General features: G+C 42.8%; 16 protein-coding genes. 6 read left to right on the plus strand and 10 right to left on the minus strand.

What is annotated here, in order from left to right; genetic code table 11:
• The 4 genes from HMPREF0847_RS06145 to HMPREF0847_RS06160 all read right to left on the minus strand — a co-directional run.
• Positions 1-591: formate--tetrahydrofolate ligase (locus tag HMPREF0847_RS06145; protein WP_020992720.1), on the minus strand; the 591-nt coding region annotated here is incomplete at its 3' end.
• A gap of 66 nt (positions 592-657) precedes the next feature.
• Positions 658-1,284: a cyclodeaminase/cyclohydrolase family protein gene (locus HMPREF0847_RS06150; RefSeq protein ID WP_002926667.1), complete on the minus strand. Its 627-nt coding sequence runs from the start codon at positions 1,282-1,284 to the stop codon at positions 658-660.
• A 14-nt stretch (positions 1,285-1,298) separates the two neighbouring features.
• Positions 1,299-2,198, minus strand: a complete 900-nt coding sequence (gene ftcD, locus HMPREF0847_RS06155) for a glutamate formimidoyltransferase (protein WP_002903832.1) — start codon at positions 2,196-2,198, stop codon at positions 1,299-1,301.
• A 115-nt stretch (positions 2,199-2,313) separates the two neighbouring features.
• A complete protein-coding gene (locus HMPREF0847_RS06160) occupies positions 2,314-4,344 on the minus strand; it encodes a urocanate hydratase (protein WP_008809790.1) in 2,031 nt (676 codons plus the stop codon).
• Positions 4,345-4,547: 203 nt separating this feature from the next.
• Here HMPREF0847_RS06160 and hutI point away from each other — a divergent pair, with 203 nt between their 5' ends.
• Positions 4,548-5,813 carry an imidazolonepropionase gene (hutI, locus tag HMPREF0847_RS06165; RefSeq protein ID WP_008809789.1) on the plus strand — a complete coding sequence of 422 codons (1,266 nt, stop codon included), beginning with the start codon at positions 4,548-4,550 and terminating at the stop codon, positions 5,811-5,813.
• A 199-nt stretch (positions 5,814-6,012) separates the two neighbouring features.
• Here hutI and tpx read toward each other — a convergent pair whose 3' ends face one another.
• From tpx to HMPREF0847_RS06185, 4 genes are all read right to left on the minus strand, one after another.
• Complete coding sequence (tpx, locus tag HMPREF0847_RS06170; protein WP_020992721.1) at positions 6,013-6,504, minus strand: thiol peroxidase; 492 nt, start codon at positions 6,502-6,504, stop codon at positions 6,013-6,015.
• A 149-nt stretch (positions 6,505-6,653) separates the two neighbouring features.
• On the minus strand, positions 6,654-7,586 hold the full coding sequence (gene scaA / locus HMPREF0847_RS06175; RefSeq protein ID WP_008809787.1) for a metal ABC transporter substrate-binding lipoprotein/adhesin ScaA: 933 nt from the start codon (positions 7,584-7,586) through the stop codon (positions 6,654-6,656).
• A gap of 21 nt (positions 7,587-7,607) precedes the next feature.
• A complete protein-coding gene (locus tag HMPREF0847_RS06180; RefSeq protein WP_020992722.1) occupies positions 7,608-8,444 on the minus strand; it encodes a metal ABC transporter permease in 837 nt (278 codons plus the stop codon).
• A gap of 1 nt (position 8,445) precedes the next feature.
• Entirely contained in the window at positions 8,446-9,165 is a 720-nt protein-coding gene (locus HMPREF0847_RS06185) for a metal ABC transporter ATP-binding protein (protein ID WP_020992723.1), read from the minus strand.
• A 146-nt stretch (positions 9,166-9,311) separates the two neighbouring features.
• On the opposite strand from HMPREF0847_RS06185, the gene HMPREF0847_RS06190 reads away from it, so the two are divergent.
• The 4 genes from HMPREF0847_RS06190 (at position 9,312) to HMPREF0847_RS06205 (ending at position 14,189) form a co-directional block, all read left to right on the plus strand.
• Entirely contained in the window at positions 9,312-11,204 is a 1,893-nt protein-coding gene (locus HMPREF0847_RS06190; RefSeq protein WP_008809784.1) for a M13 family metallopeptidase, read from the plus strand.
• 148 nt (positions 11,205-11,352) lie between these two features.
• Complete coding sequence (locus tag HMPREF0847_RS06195; protein ID WP_008809783.1) at positions 11,353-12,270, plus strand: helix-turn-helix domain-containing protein; 918 nt, start codon at positions 11,353-11,355, stop codon at positions 12,268-12,270.
• 142 nt (positions 12,271-12,412) lie between these two features.
• Positions 12,413-13,342, plus strand: coding sequence for an ABC transporter ATP-binding protein (locus HMPREF0847_RS06200; RefSeq protein WP_008809782.1), 930 nt, complete (start codon positions 12,413-12,415; stop codon positions 13,340-13,342).
• Complete coding sequence (locus HMPREF0847_RS06205) at positions 13,335-14,189, plus strand: ABC transporter permease (RefSeq protein WP_008809781.1); 855 nt, start codon at positions 13,335-13,337, stop codon at positions 14,187-14,189. Before HMPREF0847_RS06200 ends, HMPREF0847_RS06205 begins: the two co-directional genes overlap by 8 nt.
• A gap of 74 nt (positions 14,190-14,263) precedes the next feature.
• Here the strand turns inward: HMPREF0847_RS06205 and HMPREF0847_RS06210 are convergent, their stop codons facing one another.
• Together HMPREF0847_RS06210 and HMPREF0847_RS06215 are read right to left on the minus strand one after the other, a co-directional pair.
• Positions 14,264-14,962, minus strand: coding sequence for an ion transporter (locus HMPREF0847_RS06210; RefSeq protein ID WP_020992724.1), 699 nt, complete (start codon positions 14,960-14,962; stop codon positions 14,264-14,266).
• A 294-nt stretch (positions 14,963-15,256) separates the two neighbouring features.
• A complete protein-coding gene (locus tag HMPREF0847_RS06215) occupies positions 15,257-15,820 on the minus strand; it encodes a methyltransferase family protein (protein WP_008809779.1) in 564 nt (187 codons plus the stop codon).
• Positions 15,821-15,984: 164 nt separating this feature from the next.
• Between HMPREF0847_RS06215 and leuS the strand changes: the two genes are divergently transcribed.
• Positions 15,985-18,486, plus strand: a complete 2,502-nt coding sequence (leuS, locus tag HMPREF0847_RS06220; protein ID WP_008809778.1) for a leucine--tRNA ligase — start codon at positions 15,985-15,987, stop codon at positions 18,484-18,486.
• Positions 18,487-18,516: the final 30 nt, after the last annotated feature.

The following is an 18,516-nucleotide window of genomic DNA, read 5'->3' on the forward strand; positions in this document are numbered from 1 at the left end:
AATGTCAAATCCATCTTCACGCGGAACGCCATTGACCTTGCCTTGCAAGCCGTCTACGATGTGGCGCAGTTGCCGGTCATTCATATCCACTGCCCGCTTCCAAGTGATGCGGCGAGAGTCGATGCCTAAGGCATTTCCATGATGGATGTGGTTATCAATGAGGGCTGCCAGCAGGTTGTTGGCAACACCGATGGCATGAAAGTCACCAGTGAAGTGGAGATTGATGTCTTCCATTGGCACAACTTGAGCGTGTCCACCGCCAGCAGCTCCGCCCTTGATACCAAAGACAGGTCCGAGTGAAGGTTCCCGTAGAGCGATAACGGCTTTTTTACCGATAGCAGCCAAAGCATCGACCAATCCGACAGAAGTCGTTGTCTTGCCTTCTCCGGCTGGTGTTGGAGAAATAGCTGTCACGAGAATCAGTTTGCCGTCTGGCTTGTCTTTTAAGGCTTCCAGTTGGCCAGCACTGATTTTTGCCTTGTAATTTCCATAAAGAGACAAGGCGTCTTCAGCAATTCCTAGCTTTTCTGCCACCTCTTTGATGGGCTTCATTTGAACCGAATTCGCAATTTCAATATCTGATAAAACCATATTGTTACCTCTTGAGAAGAGGAAGTCCATTCATGGGAAAGAGTGGCCTTCTCTTCCGTTTATCTATTAGACAACTTTCAAAATTTCTTGATAAATTTCATCTGCTAGAGCGCAGCCTTTTTGCAGTAGCTCTTCACCCTTGCTGCGGTAGTCTGCGACAAATGCTTCATCCTTGACACCTGATAGATTGATGAGGACATTGAGCCAAGCCCCTTGTAGACCAGCCTTAAGGTTAAGAGCTGCCACGCCTAGGTCGCTAGCAGCATTGGTATTGGACTTGCCGACAGCCTTTTGGGTTGTTTGCAGGGCAGCCAAGATGTCTTCCATCATGCCATAAGGTGACTTGGTCGCTTCCTTGAGGGCTTGCTGCATCGCTTCTCGACGGGCAGCCTTGTCTTCCTCTGTTTCCTTAGGCATATCAAAGACGGCGGAGACTAGATTGAAGGCTTCAGTGTCCTTGTCAATAGCTGCGAGCAAGCTTTCTTGCAGGCGGGCGCTTTCTGCATGCACTTGAGCAATTTCTGCTTCAAATTCTGCGTATTTTTTCTTGCCAAGAGTCAATTCACAGACCATCTTAGTCAGGGAAATACCGTTGGCTGCGGAAAGAGCAGCGGCAGAGCCGCCTCCTGGTGCAGGAGCATCTGAGCCTAGGACTTGGGCAAATTCTGTCAAGCTTAAATCTACTAATTTCATAGGTTTCTGTCCTCCTAGCCCAGCAAATGGTTTTCCAGAACTTGCTTGCCATAGTCAAAGTCTTCGATTTGCAGATAGTATTCTGCAGCGTCAATCAAAGCCTTGGCTGGTGCCAAACCGATGACTTCTGAGCCGAGGATTCCAACTCCGTAGCGCTTGGCTTCAAAGCGAACAGTTTCAAAAACACGATAGAGTGGGAATTTTTCCAGATTGACCATGTTGATAGAAACCTGAGCAATGTTGCGGTCTTCCAGCATAACGCCAATCGCTTTACAGTATTTGTAGCCACCGCTTGATCCACGGATGATTTTGGCAATATTGTTGGCAATTTCTAGATTGTCTGTATCCAAGTTGATGTTGTAGGCGATGAGTGGCATTCTAGCTCCGACAGCAGTGACACCAGCAGTTGGGTGAATCTTTCTTTCACCGTAGTCAGGCGCCCAGTCTGGTTCCAAGAGTTTTTCAGGCATTCCTTCAAATTGTCCCTTACGAACCTTGGCCAAGTTCTTACGCTCTGGACGAGTCGCTGCATCTTCATAGAGGAAGATAGGAATACCGAGCTCACGGTTGATCCGCTCAGATACGGTCTTCGCAATTTCTACGCATTCCTCACTTGTGATGTCCTTGATAGGTACAAAAGGCAGGACATCAGTTGCGCCCATACGAGGGTGTTCACCTTGGTGCTTGGTCAAGTCAATATTTTCAGAAGCGTATTTGACCAAACGGAAAGCAACTTCCTGAATGTTTTGATCGTCACCGACCAGGGTAAAGACGCTGCGGTTGTGGCTGGCATCAGAAGAGTGGTCCAGAAGTGTTACGCCTGGCACGCTCTTAGCTACTTCCACTAGACCGTCAATGACCGCTTGGTTGCGGCCTTCAGAAAAGTTAGGAATACATTCAACAATTTTTGCCATAAGATATTACCTCGTGTTATATGTTATTAAAATTTACAAAGTAGATAAAGTGGAACTTCCAGCTGAGCTAGATGTGAGATCTAGCTCAGTTCAGAAGTTGGGGGACAAGTTTTTCCTATTCGAACAATTTCTTAACAGATTCTTTGACCAAATCTTCATCAGTTAAGTACGGAATGGTGATGTGGTCTGTTCCTTGGTGGAGACGGTTGTACTCGATAGCAGTTTCGATGGCATGCTCATTACGTGCCCAGTTACGACGAGCGACTCCGCCGATTGTATCCCAAGCGATAGCAGATTTGATGATTTCATCGATGCGTTCGCTGCCGTCCAGTACCAAGCCAAAGCCACCATTGATTGCTTTACCGATACCAGTTCCGCCACCGTTGTGGAGAGCTACTAGACTCATACCACGAGCTGCATTACCAGCATAACATTGCACGGCCATGTCGCAGGTAACGTTAGAACCATCCTTAATATTAGAAGTTTCACGGAATGGTGAGTCGGTACCAGATACGTCGTGGTGGTCACGTCCGATCATGACAGGGCCAATCTTGCCTTCGCGGACTAATTCATTGAACTTGAGGGCGATATTGACGCGTCCCATACAGTCTTGGTAGAGAATGCGAGCCTGAGTTCCAACAACCAGCTGGTTCTTTTCTGCATCACGGATCCAGTTGTAGTTGTCGCGGTCTTGATAGCGGCGGTTAGGGTCAATCACTTCCATAGCTGCATGGTCAGTAGCGACTAGATCTTCGTGTTTACCGCTCAGACATACCCAACGGAAAGGACCATAACCATAGTCAAAGAGCATTGGGCCCATGATATCTTCTACATAAGATGGCCAAATGAAGCCGTCTTTATCATCAAAGCCATTCTTAGAAATTTCCTTGATGCCAGAGTCATAGACTGCCTTCATAAAGGCATTGCCGTAGTCAAAGAAGTAGGTACCATTGCTAGTCAGGGTCTTGATTGCCTTGAAGTGACGTTCCAAGGTTTGGTCAACCAGCTTAGCAAAGCTTTCCTTATCTTCAGCCAAGAGGCGAGTCCGCTCTTCAAAGCTGATACCAGCCGGACAGTAGCCACCGTCGTAAACATTGTGGCAAGAAGTTTGGTCAGACAGTAGATCTACATGGATATTGTTCTCGTTGACGTATTCCAAGAGGTCTACAATGTTACCATGATAGGCAATGGAAGTTGATTCACCAGCTTCCAGAGCTTTCTGAGCTAGCTCGATTGCTTCTTTTGGACTTTCGGCTAATTGACTAATCCAGCCTTGGGAGTGACGAGTTTCAATCCGAGATTGGTCTACTTCAGCTACGATTGCCACAGCTTTAGCAATTTCGGCTGCTTTCCCTTGAGCTCCACTCATACCACCTAGACCAGAAGAGATGAAGAGTTTGCCGGTTAGATCACCATCATCTGCCACGCCCAGTTTCAAACGCCCAGCATTGAGGAGGGTGTTGAAAGTACCATGGACAATACCTTGAGGGCCGATGTACATCCAACCGCCGGCTGTCATTTGACCGTAGTTGGTGACCCCCATTTCTTCTGCAATTTCCCAGTCTTTCATATTGTCGTATTCACCGACTAAGAGACCGTTGGTGATGATGACACGAGGAGCTTCTGGTTTGGATTTGAAGAGACCAACAGGGTGACCAGATTCTACAACCAAAGTTTGATGGTCGGTCATCACTTCCAGATATTTTTTAATTAAATTATACTGCATCCAGTTAGCGCAGACAGATCCAGTTTCCCCATAAGTAACCAATTCATAAGGATAGAGGGCGATTTCAAAGCTCAGGTTGTTGTCAATCATGACCTGCATAGCTTTAGCTGCGGTACAGTTTCCTTTATACTCATCAATTGGTTTACCATAGATACGTTCTTTTGGACGCCAGCGGTAGCCATAAATCCGTCCGCGAGTTTTTAACTCTTCTAAAAATTCTGGAATCACTTCTTCGTGGAATTTTTTTGGAATATAGCGAAGAGCATTTTTTAGAGCGATTTCTGTTTGCGCCTGAGTGAGACGGAAGCCCCGGTCAGGTGCACGTCGAATGCCTTCTTGGAAAACCGTTTTTTCAGGCAAGACATCGTCTAATTTGACGGTCATTGCTGCTGCAATTTCATTTTCACTAAAGTATGACATGAAGATTCCTCCTTATTAAGTCAAGTATAAAATATGTTTCGACCTTATTTTATAAGACCCCCGTCCATAAAAAGTCAAGAAAAAAAATAAAATAGAAAAAAAGAGAATTTCCTATTTTTTAAAAGCTTTTGACTATAATTTGACGATAGTGTATTATGATGAAAAGCAAGTAAAAATGTTAGAAATAAAATGGAGGAAGAAACATGACTGCTGATTTACTATTAACTCACTTTAATCAAGTCTTTTGTCCTAATGATCTTGGGCACCCTCTTTTTGGAGCGGAGATGAAGGAAGCTCGAGTGTTAGAAGACGGCTACATTGCAGTCAAAGACGGCAAAATCTTAGCTGTTGGCAGCGGAGAACCAGATGCTAGTCTGATTGGACCAGATACTAAGATCCAGTCTTATGAGGGTAAGATTGCTACGCCCGGCTTAATCGACTGTCACACTCACTTGGTCTACGGTGGCAGCCGGGAGCATGAATTTGCTAAGAAATTAGCCGGAGTCCCTTATCTGGAAATTCTTGCTCAAGGTGGCGGAATTCTCAGTACAGTTCGAGCAACGCGAGAAGCTTCCTTTGAAAATCTGTATGATAAATCCAAGAAGCTATTGGACTATATGTTGCTTCATGGGGTGACAACGGTTGAGGCCAAGAGTGGCTATGGTTTGGACTGGGAAACAGAGAAGCGTCAGCTAGATGTTGTTGGAGCTTTGGACCGTGACCATGATATTGATCTAGTTTCAACCTTTATGGCTGCCCACGCCGTTCCGCCGGAATATAAAGGACGTTCTCAGGAATATCTGGAGCTCATCGTCGAGGAAATGCTGCCTCGGGTAAAAGCAGAAAATCTAGCTGAGTTCTGTGATATTTTCTGTGAAAAAGGCGTCTTTACAGCTGACGAGTCACGCTACTTACTTTCTAAAGCTAAGGAAATGGGCTTCAAACTTCGTATCCATGCTGATGAAATCGAGTCTATCGGCGGGGTGGATGTAGCGGCTGAGCTAGGAGCAACCAGTGCGGAACACTTGATGATGGCGACTGATGATGGCATTCGCAAGATGGCAGAAGCCAAGGTTATCGGGAATCTTCTGCCAGCAACTACCTTCAGTCTGATGGAAGATACCTATGCACCAGCCCGCAAAATGCTGGAAGCTGGTATGGCTATTACCCTGACCACCGACAGCAATCCGGGCTCTTGTCCGACAGCTAACCTGCAGTTCGTCATGCAACTGGGTTGCTTTATGATGCGTCTGACGCCAGTGGAAGTTCTCAACGCTGTAACCATCAATGCGGCCTACTCAGTTAACCGTCAAGATAAGATTGGTAGCTTTGATACTGGCAAGCAGGCTGACATTACCATCCTAGATGCTAAGAATATTGACTATCCACTTTATTTCTTTGCGACTAACCTAACCCATCAGGTCTACAAGGCAGGAAAACTAGTTGTCGATCAAGGAAGAATTGTTTAAGCCTTCTAAAAACGAATCGTATTTTTCGAACTCTCTCTGGTGACAGGGGGAGTTCTTTTGCAGACGTCAGAACTTAAGAGGATTTGTTTCATAAGTGAGAAAAGAAATAATCTTAGAGCCATTTCTATCAAAAGTTTCAGACTCTCTTTTTTTCAAAATTAGACATAAAAAGACCACTCAGTTTGAGTGGTCGTGATGATTATAAGTTTTTTACTGCTGCAATCGCCGCATCATAGTCAGGTTCAGTGTTGATATTATCGACATATTCGGCATAGGTCACAGTGTTGTTCTCATCCAGAACGAGAACTGCACGGGCCAAAAGGTGCCATTCATTGATGAGGACAGCGTAGTCGCGGCCGAAAGAATGGTCGAAGTAGTCAGACAGCATGACAGCATTCTCAATACCTTCAGTAGCGCACCACTTGCCTTGTGCAAATGGCAAATCAACTGAAATTGTGATAACAACAGTGTTGTCCAAGTCAGAGAGTTCTTGGTTGAAGCGGCGAGTCTGAGTTGAGCAGACACCAGTATCGATAGATGGGATGATGCTCAGGACTTTCTTTTTGCCAGCAAAGTCAGCCAGAGTTTTCTTTGATAGATCCGTTGCTGTCAGGCTAAAATCATGGGCTGCGTCACCGACTTGTAGTTGTTTTCCAGTAAAGGTTACAGGATTTCCGAGAAAAGTTGTCATAAAAGTCTCCATTCATGTTTGATAGCTTCATTGTACCCCGAATCAATGTTTTTTTCGAATAATTTGACTGGAAATTTGAGAGCGCCTACATTTCAGCCCAATTTTTTCTTTGCATAAAAAGGTTAGGATTGCTTCCTAACCTTTTGTTATTATTTGGCCAATCCTTCAGAAATTTTATCCAGATTGTATTTCATCATGTTGTAGTAGCTGTCTCCTTCTTCGCCTTTTTCAGCGATTGAGTCGGTGAAGATTTTAGCGTAGATTGGGATATTTGTGTCTTTAGAAACAGTCTTCATCGGACGGTCGTCTACACTTGATTCGACAAAGAGAGATGGGACTTTGGTCTTGCGCAGTTTTTCAACCAAGCTTTTAATTTGGTCTGGAGTACCTTCTTCTTCAGTGTTGATTTCCCAGATGTAGGCTGATGGCACATTGTAGGCCTTAGAGAAGTACTTGAAGCAGCCTTCGCTGGTCACAATCATTTTCTTTTCTTCTGGGATGTTGTTGAATTTCTCTTTGGCTTCCTTGTCCAAAGCAGTTAGCTTCTCTACATAAGCTTTGAGATTTTTCTCGTAAGTAGCCTTATTGTCAGGGTCTTTTTCAATCAAGCGTTTGGCAATATTTTGCGCATAGATGATCCCATTTTCCAAGTTTAGCCAAGCATGAGGATCTTCTTTTCCTTTTTCATTTTGGCCTTCTAGGTAAATGACATCAACGCCTTCACTGACAGCATAGTAGTCCTTGTTTTCTTTCTTCTGGGCATTTTCTACCAATTTAGTGAACCAAGCATTACCACCTGTTTCAAGGTTGATACCGTTGTAGAAAATAAGATCAGCCTTAGAAGTCTTTTTGACATCTTCGGGCAGAGGTTCGTATTCGTGCGGATCCTGACCGACAGGGACAATACTGTGCAGATTGATTTTATCGCCAGCGATATTTTTTGTGATATCTGCGATAATTGAATTGGTTGCAACGACATTTAGCTTGGAAGAGCTAGAGTCAGTACTGCTTTTTTGACTAGAGCAGGCTGCTAGGCCGACAAAAGCCAGCAAAAGCAGAACTAAGAAACGACATTTTTTCATTGGAAATCCTCCATAAATATATTATTTTACTTTTCTTTTTAAATACCGCTGTTTTGGTGCGATAAAAAATGAAACCAAAAAGATCAGGGCAGAGGTTAGAACGATACTAGAACCTGCTGCAACATTAAAACTATAACCGATGAAGAGGCCTAAAACAGATGCACCAGTCCCCAAGGCAGATGACAATAAAATCATGGTCTTGAGACTCTTGGCATAGAGATAGGCTGTCGCAGCTGGTGTAATCAGCATGGCCACAATCAGAATCGTTCCGACACTTTGCATAGCTGTGACAGAAACCAAAGTCAAGAGAATCATCAGCAAATAGTGGTAAAAATTAACCTTCATTCCCATAGCTTGGGCCAAAAGCGGGTCAAAGGACGTCAGCAAAAGTTGCTTGAAGAAAATACTAATGACCAGCAGCACCAAAATACCCACGCCAATACTAATCCACATATCAAGGTCTTGTACCGCCAAGATATTCCCAAAGAGGATATGGAAGAGGTCGGTCGAACTCTTGGCAACGCTAATCAAAATGATCCCCAGAGCCAGGAAGGAAGAAAAAGTAATTCCGATAGCCGTGTCACTTTTGATAATAGAATTGCCCTTGATATAAGTGATAATAATGGAAGCTAGTAAGCCAAAGGTAATGGCACCGATGAAGAAATTAATCCCCAAAATAAAAGACAGGGCCACACCGGGCAGCACCGCGTGAGAGATGGCATCCCCCATGAGTGACATGCCCCGCAGAATGATAAAGCAGCCAACGGCACCGGCCACCACTCCAATCACAATGGCTGTAATCAAAGCATTTTGCAGGAAATGAAAGTCATGTAAGCCTTGAATAAATTCCTGAATCATCCTAGGCACCTCCATTCATAAAGAGCTGAGAGCCGTAGGTCTGCTGCATATTTTCTTTGGTGAAGGTACTCTCGGTTGATCCGAAAGCGACGACTTTTTTGTTAAGTAGCAAGACCTGATCAAAATAAGCGACCACCTTGCTCAAGTCATGGTGGACAATCAAAATCGTCTTCCCGTCTTTTCTTAGCTGACGGAGTGTTTTCATAATAATCTCTTCACTGACAGAATCAATACCGACAAAGGGCTCATCAAGGAAAATATAATCCGCTTCTTGGACTAGGCAGCGCGCAATCAAGACCCGTTGGAATTGACCGCCAGAGAGTTGACTGATTTGACGTTCAGCAAAATCCTCTAAACCAACGATTTTTAGAGCCTGGTTGACCTTGTCCCAGTCAGAAGTCTTTAATCTTTGGAAAAGCTTTATCTTAGGATAAAGCCCAAGAGAAACACACTCTTTTACCTTGATAGGAAAGTTATAGTCAATATTGATTTTTTGTTCTACATAGGCAATTCGTTTTAGTTCTTTGTCTAAGGGCTGACCATCCAGTAAAGCTTGGCCTTGGTGGTCGACGATTCCCAATAAACCTTTAATAAGGGTGGATTTTCCAGCCCCGTTTGGGCCGATAATTCCTGTAATAGTAGGGCCTTTTATAGTTACGTTTGCATTATCTAATGCCAGCTGGCCCTGATAGCTGACACTTAGGTTTTGTATCTCAATCATGTATATCACCTCTACGGTATTAATATACCTTAACATAAAAATTAAGTCAAGTTAATTTTGCAAAATATGGGAAATATTTAACAAAGATTTGAAAATCAAAGCTATTTTTGATAAGGTTATATCAAAAGCATGAAAGTGAGAAAAAGATGACACGACTGCAAGATGATTTTTATGATGCAATAAATGGCGAATGGGCCAAGACAGCTGTTATTCCCGACGATAAACCAGTTACAGGTGGCTTTATGGACTTGGCTGAGGAAATTGAAGACCTCATGCTCTCTACGACCGACAAATGGCTAGCTGGAGATGGAGTACCAGAAGATGCTATTCTGAAGAACTTTGTTGCTTACCATCGCCTAGCAGCGGATTATGATAAGCGGGAAGCAGCAGGGGTTGAGCCTGCGCGTGCTTACATTGATGAAATTCGTAACCTAGCGTCTTTTGAAGAATATGCTTCTAAGATTGCAGACTTTGAGCTGGCTGGTAAGCCGACTTATTTCCCCTTTGGTGTAGCGCCTGACTTTATGGATGCTCGGATCAATGTTCTCTGGGCGGATGGACCGGGCACTATTTTGCCAGATACGACCTACTATGCGGAAGACCATCCGCAGAAAGCAGATCTGCTTGCAAAATGGCGAAAGGCACAGGAAGATTTGCTAGCAAAATTTGATTTTACTGAAGAGGAAATCAAGGATATTTTAGACAAGGTTTTAGAGTTGGATGCTGTTTTTGCTCAGTATGTTCTTTCTAATGAAGAGAGCTCTGAGTATGCTAAGCTCTACCATCCTTATAAGTGGGACGATTTCAAAGCCTTGCTACCAGAGTTGCCTTTGGCAGATATTTTTACCAAGTTAATCGGTCAAGAACCCGACCAAGTCATTGTGCCTGAGGAACGCTTCTGGAAAGCAGCTAAAGATATTTATACAGCCGCGAACTGGGATAAACTCCACGCTTTACTGATTCTCTCTGCGGTCCGCAATACGACCCCTTATCTAACGGATGACATCCGTGTCTTAGCAGGTGCTTATCAACGTGCTTTATCAGGAACTCCTCAAGCTCAGGACAAGAAAAAAGCTGCCTATTACCTAGCTCAGGGGCCTTTTAATCAAGCGATCGGTCTTTGGTATGCCGGTCAAAAGTTCTCACCAGAAGCCAAGGCTGATGTGGAGCAGAAAGTGGCAACGATGATTGAAGTTTACAAGAACCGCCTAGCTCAGAATGACTGGCTAACACCAGAAACTCGTGACAAGGCCATTGTCAAACTTAATGTCATCAAGCCTTATATTGGTTATCCAGACGAGCTTCCTGAGCGCTATTCTCGCAAGGTTGTGGATGAAAATCTGACGCTCTTTGAAAATGCTCAGAAGCTGAGCCAGATTGATATTGCGTACAGCTGGAGCAAGTGGAATCAACCAGTAGATTATAAGGAATGGGGTATGCCAGCTCATATGGTCAATGCCTACTACAATCCGCAGAAAAATCTGATTGTCTTTCCAGCAGCTATCCTGCAGGCGCCTTTCTACGACCTGCACCAGTCTTCATCAGCTAATTACGGTGGTATTGGAGCGGTCATTGCCCATGAGATTTCTCATGCTTTTGATACCAATGGTGCTTCCTTTGATGAAAATGGTAGCCTTAATAATTGGTGGACGGAGCACGACTATCAAGCCTTTACTGAACGGACTCAAAAGGTTATTGACCAGTTTGAAGGGCAGGATTCCTATGGTGCTAAGGTCAATGGCAAGCTGACCGTTTCAGAAAACGTGGCAGATTTGGGCGGTATTGCAGCAGCCCTAGAAGCAGCCAAGCAAGAAGCAGATTTCTCTGCAGAGGAATTCTTTACCAACTTTGCCCGTATCTGGCGGATGAAGGGCCGGGAGGAATATATGAAGCTCCTGGCAAGCGTCGATGTCCATGCGCCGGCCAAGCTTCGGACCAATATACAGCTGCCAAACTTTGATGACTTCTTTACAACCTTTGATGTGAAAGAGGGAGACGGCATGTGGCGGAGCCCAGAAGAGCGGGTGATTATTTGGTAACAAACAAGTCATAAGAAGACGTAAAAACCTGACTGGAGGAGCTTCAGACGAAGTTCTTTGGTCAGGTTTTTATTTGTAGCTGTAGAGATAAATTTTGATAATCAAATTATGCTATAATAGGAAATATCTGGAAGAAGGAGAGCCTGATGTGGAATTTAAGGAAGAGCTAGGACAGAAAATTCAATCTCTAAGAGAAGAAAAAGGCTTGAGTCGTCTAGCGATTTGTGGGGAAGAAGACATTTTGACAACGCGGCAACTACAGCGAATTGAAAAAGGCCAGTCTCTGCCTACCATCGCGACAGCTCTCTATATTGCTGAGCAACTGGAAGTATCACTGGATACACTAGCAAATAGAGAGCGATTAGAGTTACCGTCTGGCTATCTTGAGTTGAAGTATCGCTTGGAAAAGCTATATCACTATGGAGATGGAGAGCGTCTTCAACAGAGAGAAGAGCTGATCGAGGAAATCTATCGGAAGTATTTCGATCAGCTCCCTGAGGAAGAACAACTTTATCTTCAGATTAAGCAGGCCAAGAACGATATGGTTTTAACGGAAAATATCGCCTATGATCAAGGCTTAATAGATGAATATCTGGATCAGGCTTTGGCCAAGGAAAAATTGACGGAAATGGATCTAGAAATCATTGATTTACGCCTGTTGGCGCTTGGTTTGAAAGATTTTGATAAGAAGGAGTTTACTTATTTGCTAAACAAGTTACTTGTGGCAGTAGCTGATTATCCGACCAATGGATTGGAAAAAATTCAGACCAGAATCATTTTTGCAGCGGGGGTCTTGTCTCACTATCAAGAATATGACCTCCTACCTAAAATATTACGAGCTCTGGAAGAGCTGATGTTGAGGCGAAACGACTTTCAAGATCGTGTCTTTAGCTATGCGCTTCAGTGGAAAATCGCCCTCTTCTTAGAAAACAATCTCGAAAAAGCTGAGGACAACTATCAAAAGGTAAAGTTAATGCTAGAGCTATTGCCAGAAGATGTCCTTAAGGAGAATATGAGACTGGACTGGGAGCAGGATATAAGCCGCTATAGTAAAATTGATGAATAAGCAACAGAACTCTGTGAGTCTAGGAACTCATAGAGTTTTTTAAATAGGACATGAATGTCCTCACACTTCGGTTTATTGATCTCTTATAATAGTGGGAGTAGAAAAAAGAAGTTACTTCTTCTTGAAGAAGGGATTTGGGAAAATGGAAATTAGATTAAAAAATATTAAGAAAAACTATGGCTCCTTTGAAGCCTTAAAAGGAATTGATTTAGTTTTGGAAGAAGGCAAGTTCTATGGTCTTCTTGGGCCCAATGGTGCTGGTAAAACGACTCTCTTTAATCTCCTCATTCAAAATTTCAAACAAAGCTCAGGAGATATTAGCTGGGAAGTTGACGGGCATCCTCTATCCGTAAAAGATTTTTATCGCCATATCGGAATCGTTTTTCAAAGCAATCGTTTGGATGAAAATTTAACAGTAGAGGAAAATTTGGTATCTAGAGGTGCCTTGTATGGCTTATCTAAGAGCAAGGTCTTGGAGAGGATGAAGGATTTACAAAACTATCTAGATGTTGCATCTATTAAAAATAAAAAATATGGGAGCTTGTCAGGAGGGCAGAAACGTAAAGTAGATATTGCTCGTGCTCTGCTACCTCGACCATTACTTTTATTGCTGGATGAGCCAACCACTGGTCTAGATCCGCAATCTCGACATGATTTATGGAATGCCATTCATCAGTTGAATAAGAAAGATAATATGACGGTAGTTCTCATCACTCACTATTTAGAAGAGATGGCTGGATGTGATATTCTACATGTTTTAATTTCTGGGAATCTTTATTACTCAGGAGATATTGCTACTTTTATTGAAAAGCATTCAACAACTAACTTGAATTTGCTTTTAAAAGAAGGGCAGTTTGTAACATCACTGTCGGTATCGCAATTTATGAACAAATGTCAAGTTTTGTCAGAAAGAGAGATTGTTTTTAAAGATGTTTCTGTTGAAGAAATGATGGAAATTATTTCTGAAAACCAAGATAAGTCTATCATTGAAGCATTTAATGTGGAATATTCAAACTTGGAAGCAGCTTATTTGAACTTATTAAAAGAAACAGGAGGAGAAATGAATGTTTGAGCTAATTTCTAGAAATAGGAAAGTATACACGAGAGATCGTTTGGCGTTTTTCATGTCATTCTTGTCAGTTATTATTTTAATTTTAGTCTATCAAGTCTTTCTAGGCCAACTCCAGATTGATGCCATTAAGGAGGCGTTAGGTAGCGACACTGCTTCGAGCGATACGATTAAGATGGTAAACTATTGGTTGATATCAGGTTTGACGACGATTATTTCTATGACCAGTACTTTAGGAGCGTTTGGAGTAATGGTCTCAGATAAGGAAAAGAAACTGAGTGAAGATTTCAAGGTTGAATTATCCTATGCTATTTTTGCAATCTTATTTGGGATAATCCTCACCATGTTCTCTTGTGTCTTTGCGATTGGGATTTTCAACGGTTTTAGTTCACTTCTAGATTATTCGGCTATGGACTATCTAAAGATTTTTGGAATTGTTAGCTTATCAACAGTTTTATCAGCTACTATTGTTCTTCCTGTATTAGCCTTTATTCGAACAAGTTCAGCTTTTACCACTTTAAGTACGATTGTTGGTACCTTTATCGGATTTATTTCAGGAGTTTATCTTTCTATCGGTTCAGTTGGGGAAACATTGCAGCAGGTTATGTCTTGGTTTCCTATGACACAAGTGAATGCACTTTTAAAACAAGTTTTGATGAAAGACTCAATTGCTCAAGTATTTGATAGTGCCCCAAGCTCGGTGGTAAATGAATACAAGGAATCTTATGGAGTAGTATTGCAGAATGCTAGTGGGGATCATCTTTCTAATTCCTTTATGCTAATTTATATTTCACTTATTATTGTTGCTCTATTAACACTCCACTTTTTTATTAAAAAGGTTAAGAAATGAAAGAAACCTCAGCTAAAGTTATAGAAAAGTGAATGCATATACAAAAAATCTGTTTAGGGAACCCTAAACAGATTTTATAGTTCTTTGATTTCTTTCATATAGCCAGCTGTAATGATACCAGCGGGGAGTGCAACAATTGCAATTCCTAAAAATGAAGAGATCATTGTAATGATTTTTCCGGTAGTTGATATCGCGTAAATGTCCCCATAGCCAACCGTAGTCAGGGAAATCGTTGCCCAATAAAGGGCGTCAAAGAAGGTAGGGAAAGTACTAGGCTCTACGTTGAAAATGACAAGGGCGGAAACAAAGATATATCCGAGTGCTAAAACCCCTACAATAATCAGACTGTCTTTCTGTTTTTTTAAGACATTTGTCAAGATCTGAATGTTCTTGGAATAGCGGAAAAATTTAAAGATACGCAGGGTACGAAGCATACGTAAAATCTTAAATAGACGCAGACTGTCGTTTAATAAAAAGAGTGATGGTAATATGCAGAGCAAATCAGCCATAGCCAAGAAAGTAAAAGGATAGAGGAGGAAAGAAATCCGTCCTTTCTGTAATTTATAATCGGCAGTGACAAGCCTAAGAACATAGTCAATAATAAAAATAATCGTTGTTATTAGATCGAGCCAAATGAAGATTCCTGAATGACTCTTTGAAGTTAGAGGAATTAAACTGACAATGATGGCCAAGATCATGAAAATATCGTAGGCTTCTTCAATAAAACTTTCCTGCTGGTGGGGCTCAATAATCTGAAACAAAGTCTTTCTCATAATCATAGCTCTCCCTTATTCATATGAATTTAATTTTAATTCTATCTGTTTTTAAAGATAAGTCAAGGTAAATCAACAAAGATTTTCCCCATTCTCCATTTTTAGCGTCTTTCAAAATCCTTTGAGAAAGTTACTATAAAAATAAAATCCAAGCTCATATCATATTTATATAAATGAGGTTGCTTTTGAGAAAAATATACAGTAAGAATCCGGATTTGGATAAATAAAAGCAAAATAGAAAACAAGCCACCTTTCAACTATAAGGCTGACAAGGCGGCTTGTTTTTTTGTGAGATTACCAGATGTAAGGAAAAACTCGGTATCTAACCTTTTGGCAATATGCTTCGTAATTTTTTCCAAAGTGATTACCTAAGGCTTTTTCTTCTACTTTAAGTCGAATGCTATATCCTACCACTAGTAAAATAAGACAGATAATGATTGTAAAAGGATTTAGTGAAGTAATCGATAGGCCAAGGATAGACAAGATACTGCCAGTATAAGCAGGATTTCTCACAATAGCATAAGGGCCATGGTCTACTAATTGTTGATTATCAGTTGTTTGAACGGCTAGTGTGAAGTTTTTTCCGAGATAATTGACCGCATAAATCCGCAATACGAACCCTGCTAGGGAGATGAGGATTCCAACATAGATCAAAAAAGGTGGCAATTGAGCTATAGAAGGTAGAAGTTGTTCATTCATTAATAGAAGACAACAAACAACACTACCAATAATGATGTAGCGACTTCCTTTGTCAGCAGAATCATTTACATTGTTTGACTTAGTTTTATTTTTAATCCACATTTCTGTGCTAATAAAAATAACAAAGAAAACATAAGTGAAAATAGTTTGTAAATTCATGATTATTCCTCCAGTCAGAATTATACACCTTTTAATTTTGGAGGTCAATCAAAGATTAACGCTTTAGAAATGGCTTATAGTTTTTATCGGTGAAAACTGGATTCCATCTTTCAAAATCCTTTGAAAATGGTATAATAGTAACATCACAAAAGTTGGAGATAAATATGAGTACTTATAATCATAGAGAAATCGAGCCTAAGTGGCAAAAATACTGGGCAGAGCACCATACATTTAAGACAGGTACGGACAAGGACAAGCCTAACTTTTATGCGCTGGACATGTTTCCTTACCCATCAGGAGCGGGGCTCCATGTAGGGCATCCAGAGGGCTACACAGCGACAGATATCCTTAGCCGCTACAAGCGAGCTCAGGGCTATAACGTCCTTCATCCTATGGGCTGGGATGCCTTTGGTTTGCCAGCTGAGCAATATGCTATGGATACAGGCAATGACCCGGCTGACTTTACAGCGGGAAACATTGCCAACTTCAAGCGCCAAATCAATGCTCTGGGCTTCTCTTATGACTGGGATCGGGAGGTCAATACTACTGACCCTAACTACTACAAGTGGACTCAGTGGATTTTCACAAAACTTTACGAAAAAGGTCTGGCTTATGAAGCAGAAGTACCAGTAAACTGGGTGGAAGAGCTGGGAACGGCTATTGCCAATGAGGAAGTTCTGCCAGACGGCACATCTGAGCGCGGTGGCTATCCAGTTGTCCGCAAGCCTATGCGTCAGTGGATGCTGAAAATCACAGCCTATGCAGAACGTTTGCTCAATGACTTGGAGGAACTGGACTGGCCAGAGTCTATCAAGGACATGCAGCGTAACTGGATCGGTAAATCAACCGGTGCTAATGTAACTTTCAAGATTAAGGATACAGATAAGGACTTTACTGTCTTTACGACTCGTCCGGACACCCTTTTTGGTGCAACCTATGCTGTCTTAGCTCCAGAGCATGCTCTCGTTGATGCCATTACAAGTGCCGAACAAGCCCAAGCAGTAGCAGACTACAAACATGCAGCCAGCCTCAAATCTGACCTGGCTCGGACAGATCTAGCTAAGGAGAAGACCGGTGTCTGGACAGGAGCTTATGCTATCAATCCTGTCAATGGTAAGGAAATCCCAATCTGGATTGCCGACTATGTGCTTGCAAGCTATGGAACAGGGGCTATCATGGCTGTTCCTGCGCATGACGAGCGCGACTGGGAGTTTGCTAAGCAGTTTGACTTGGAGATTATTCCGGTTCTAGAGGGTGGCAATGTTGCTGAAGCTGCTTATACAGAAGACGGTCCGCATATTAACTCCGGCTTCCTAGATGGCTTGGACAAGGCTGCCGCTATTGAAAAAATGGTTGCTTGGCTGGAAGCGGAAGGTGTCGGAAATGAAAAAGTCACCTATCGCCTGCGCGACTGGCTCTTTAGCCGTCAGCGCTACTGGGGTGAGCCGATTCCAATCATTCATTGGGAAGACGGGACTTCAACGGCTGTTCCAGAAAGTGAATTGCCGCTTGTCTTGCCTGTAACCAAGGATATCCGCCCATCTGGTACCGGTGAAAGCCCTCTGGCTAATCTGACTGACTGGCTGGAAGTGACTCGGGAAGATGGTGTTAAAGGACGCCGTGAAACCAACACTATGCCTCAATGGGCTGGTTCTAGCTGGTATTACCTGCGTTACATTGACCCGCATAACAATGAGAAATTAGCAGACGAAGAGTTGCTGAAGGCTTGGCTTCCAGTTGATATTTACATCGGAGGTGCAGAGCATGCCGTGCTCCACCTTCTCTACGCTCGCTTTTGGCACAAGTTCCTCTATGATCTTGGGGTGGTTCCGACCAAAGAGCCTTTCCAAAAACTCTTTAACCAAGGGATGATTCTGGGGACTAGCTACCGTGATCACCGTGGAGCACTTGTGGCGACTGACAAGGTGGAAAAACGCGATGGTTCTTTCTTCAACATCGAAACGGGAGAAGAACTAGAGCAAGCGCCTGCTAAGATGTCTAAGTCTTTGAAGAATGTGGTCAACCCAGACGATGTAGTAGAGCAATATGGTGCCGATACGCTTCGTGTTTATGAAATGTTCATGGGGCCACTGGATGCTTCCATCGCTTGGAGCGAGGAAGGTCTTGAAGGCAGTCGTAAGTTCCTCGATCGTGTTTACCGTTTGATGACAAGCAAAGAAATCGTTGCGGAAAATAGCGGAGCTCTTGACAAGGTCTATCATGAAACAGTTAAGGCTGTCACAGAGCAGATTGAGGAGCTCAAGTTTAACACAGCCATTGCCCAGCTCATGATCTTTGTCAATGCAGCCAACAAGGAAGAAAAGCTCTATGTTGAATACGCCAAAGGTTTCATTCAATTGCTGGCGCCTTTCGCACCACACTTGGCTGAAGAACTCTGGCAGTCACTAGCTCAAACCGGCGAGAGTATCTCCTACGTAGCTTGGCCAACTTATGATGAAAGCAAGCTTGTCGAAGCAGAGGTCGAAATCGTAGTTCAAATCAAGGGTAAAGTTCGTGCTAAGCTAGTCGTAGCCAAAGACTTGGGCCGTGAGGAACTGCAGGAAATCGCTCTGGCAGATGAGAAAATCAAGTCTGAAATCGCCGATAAAGAAGTCGTGAAAGTGATTAGTGTACCGAATAAACTTGTTAATATCGTTGTGAAATAATTTTTTAGAGGCTGGGACAAAAGTCCTAGC

The organism is Streptococcus sp. 2_1_36FAA, assembly GCF_000161955.2.
GTDB lineage: Bacteria > Bacillota > Bacilli > Lactobacillales > Streptococcaceae > Streptococcus > Streptococcus gordonii.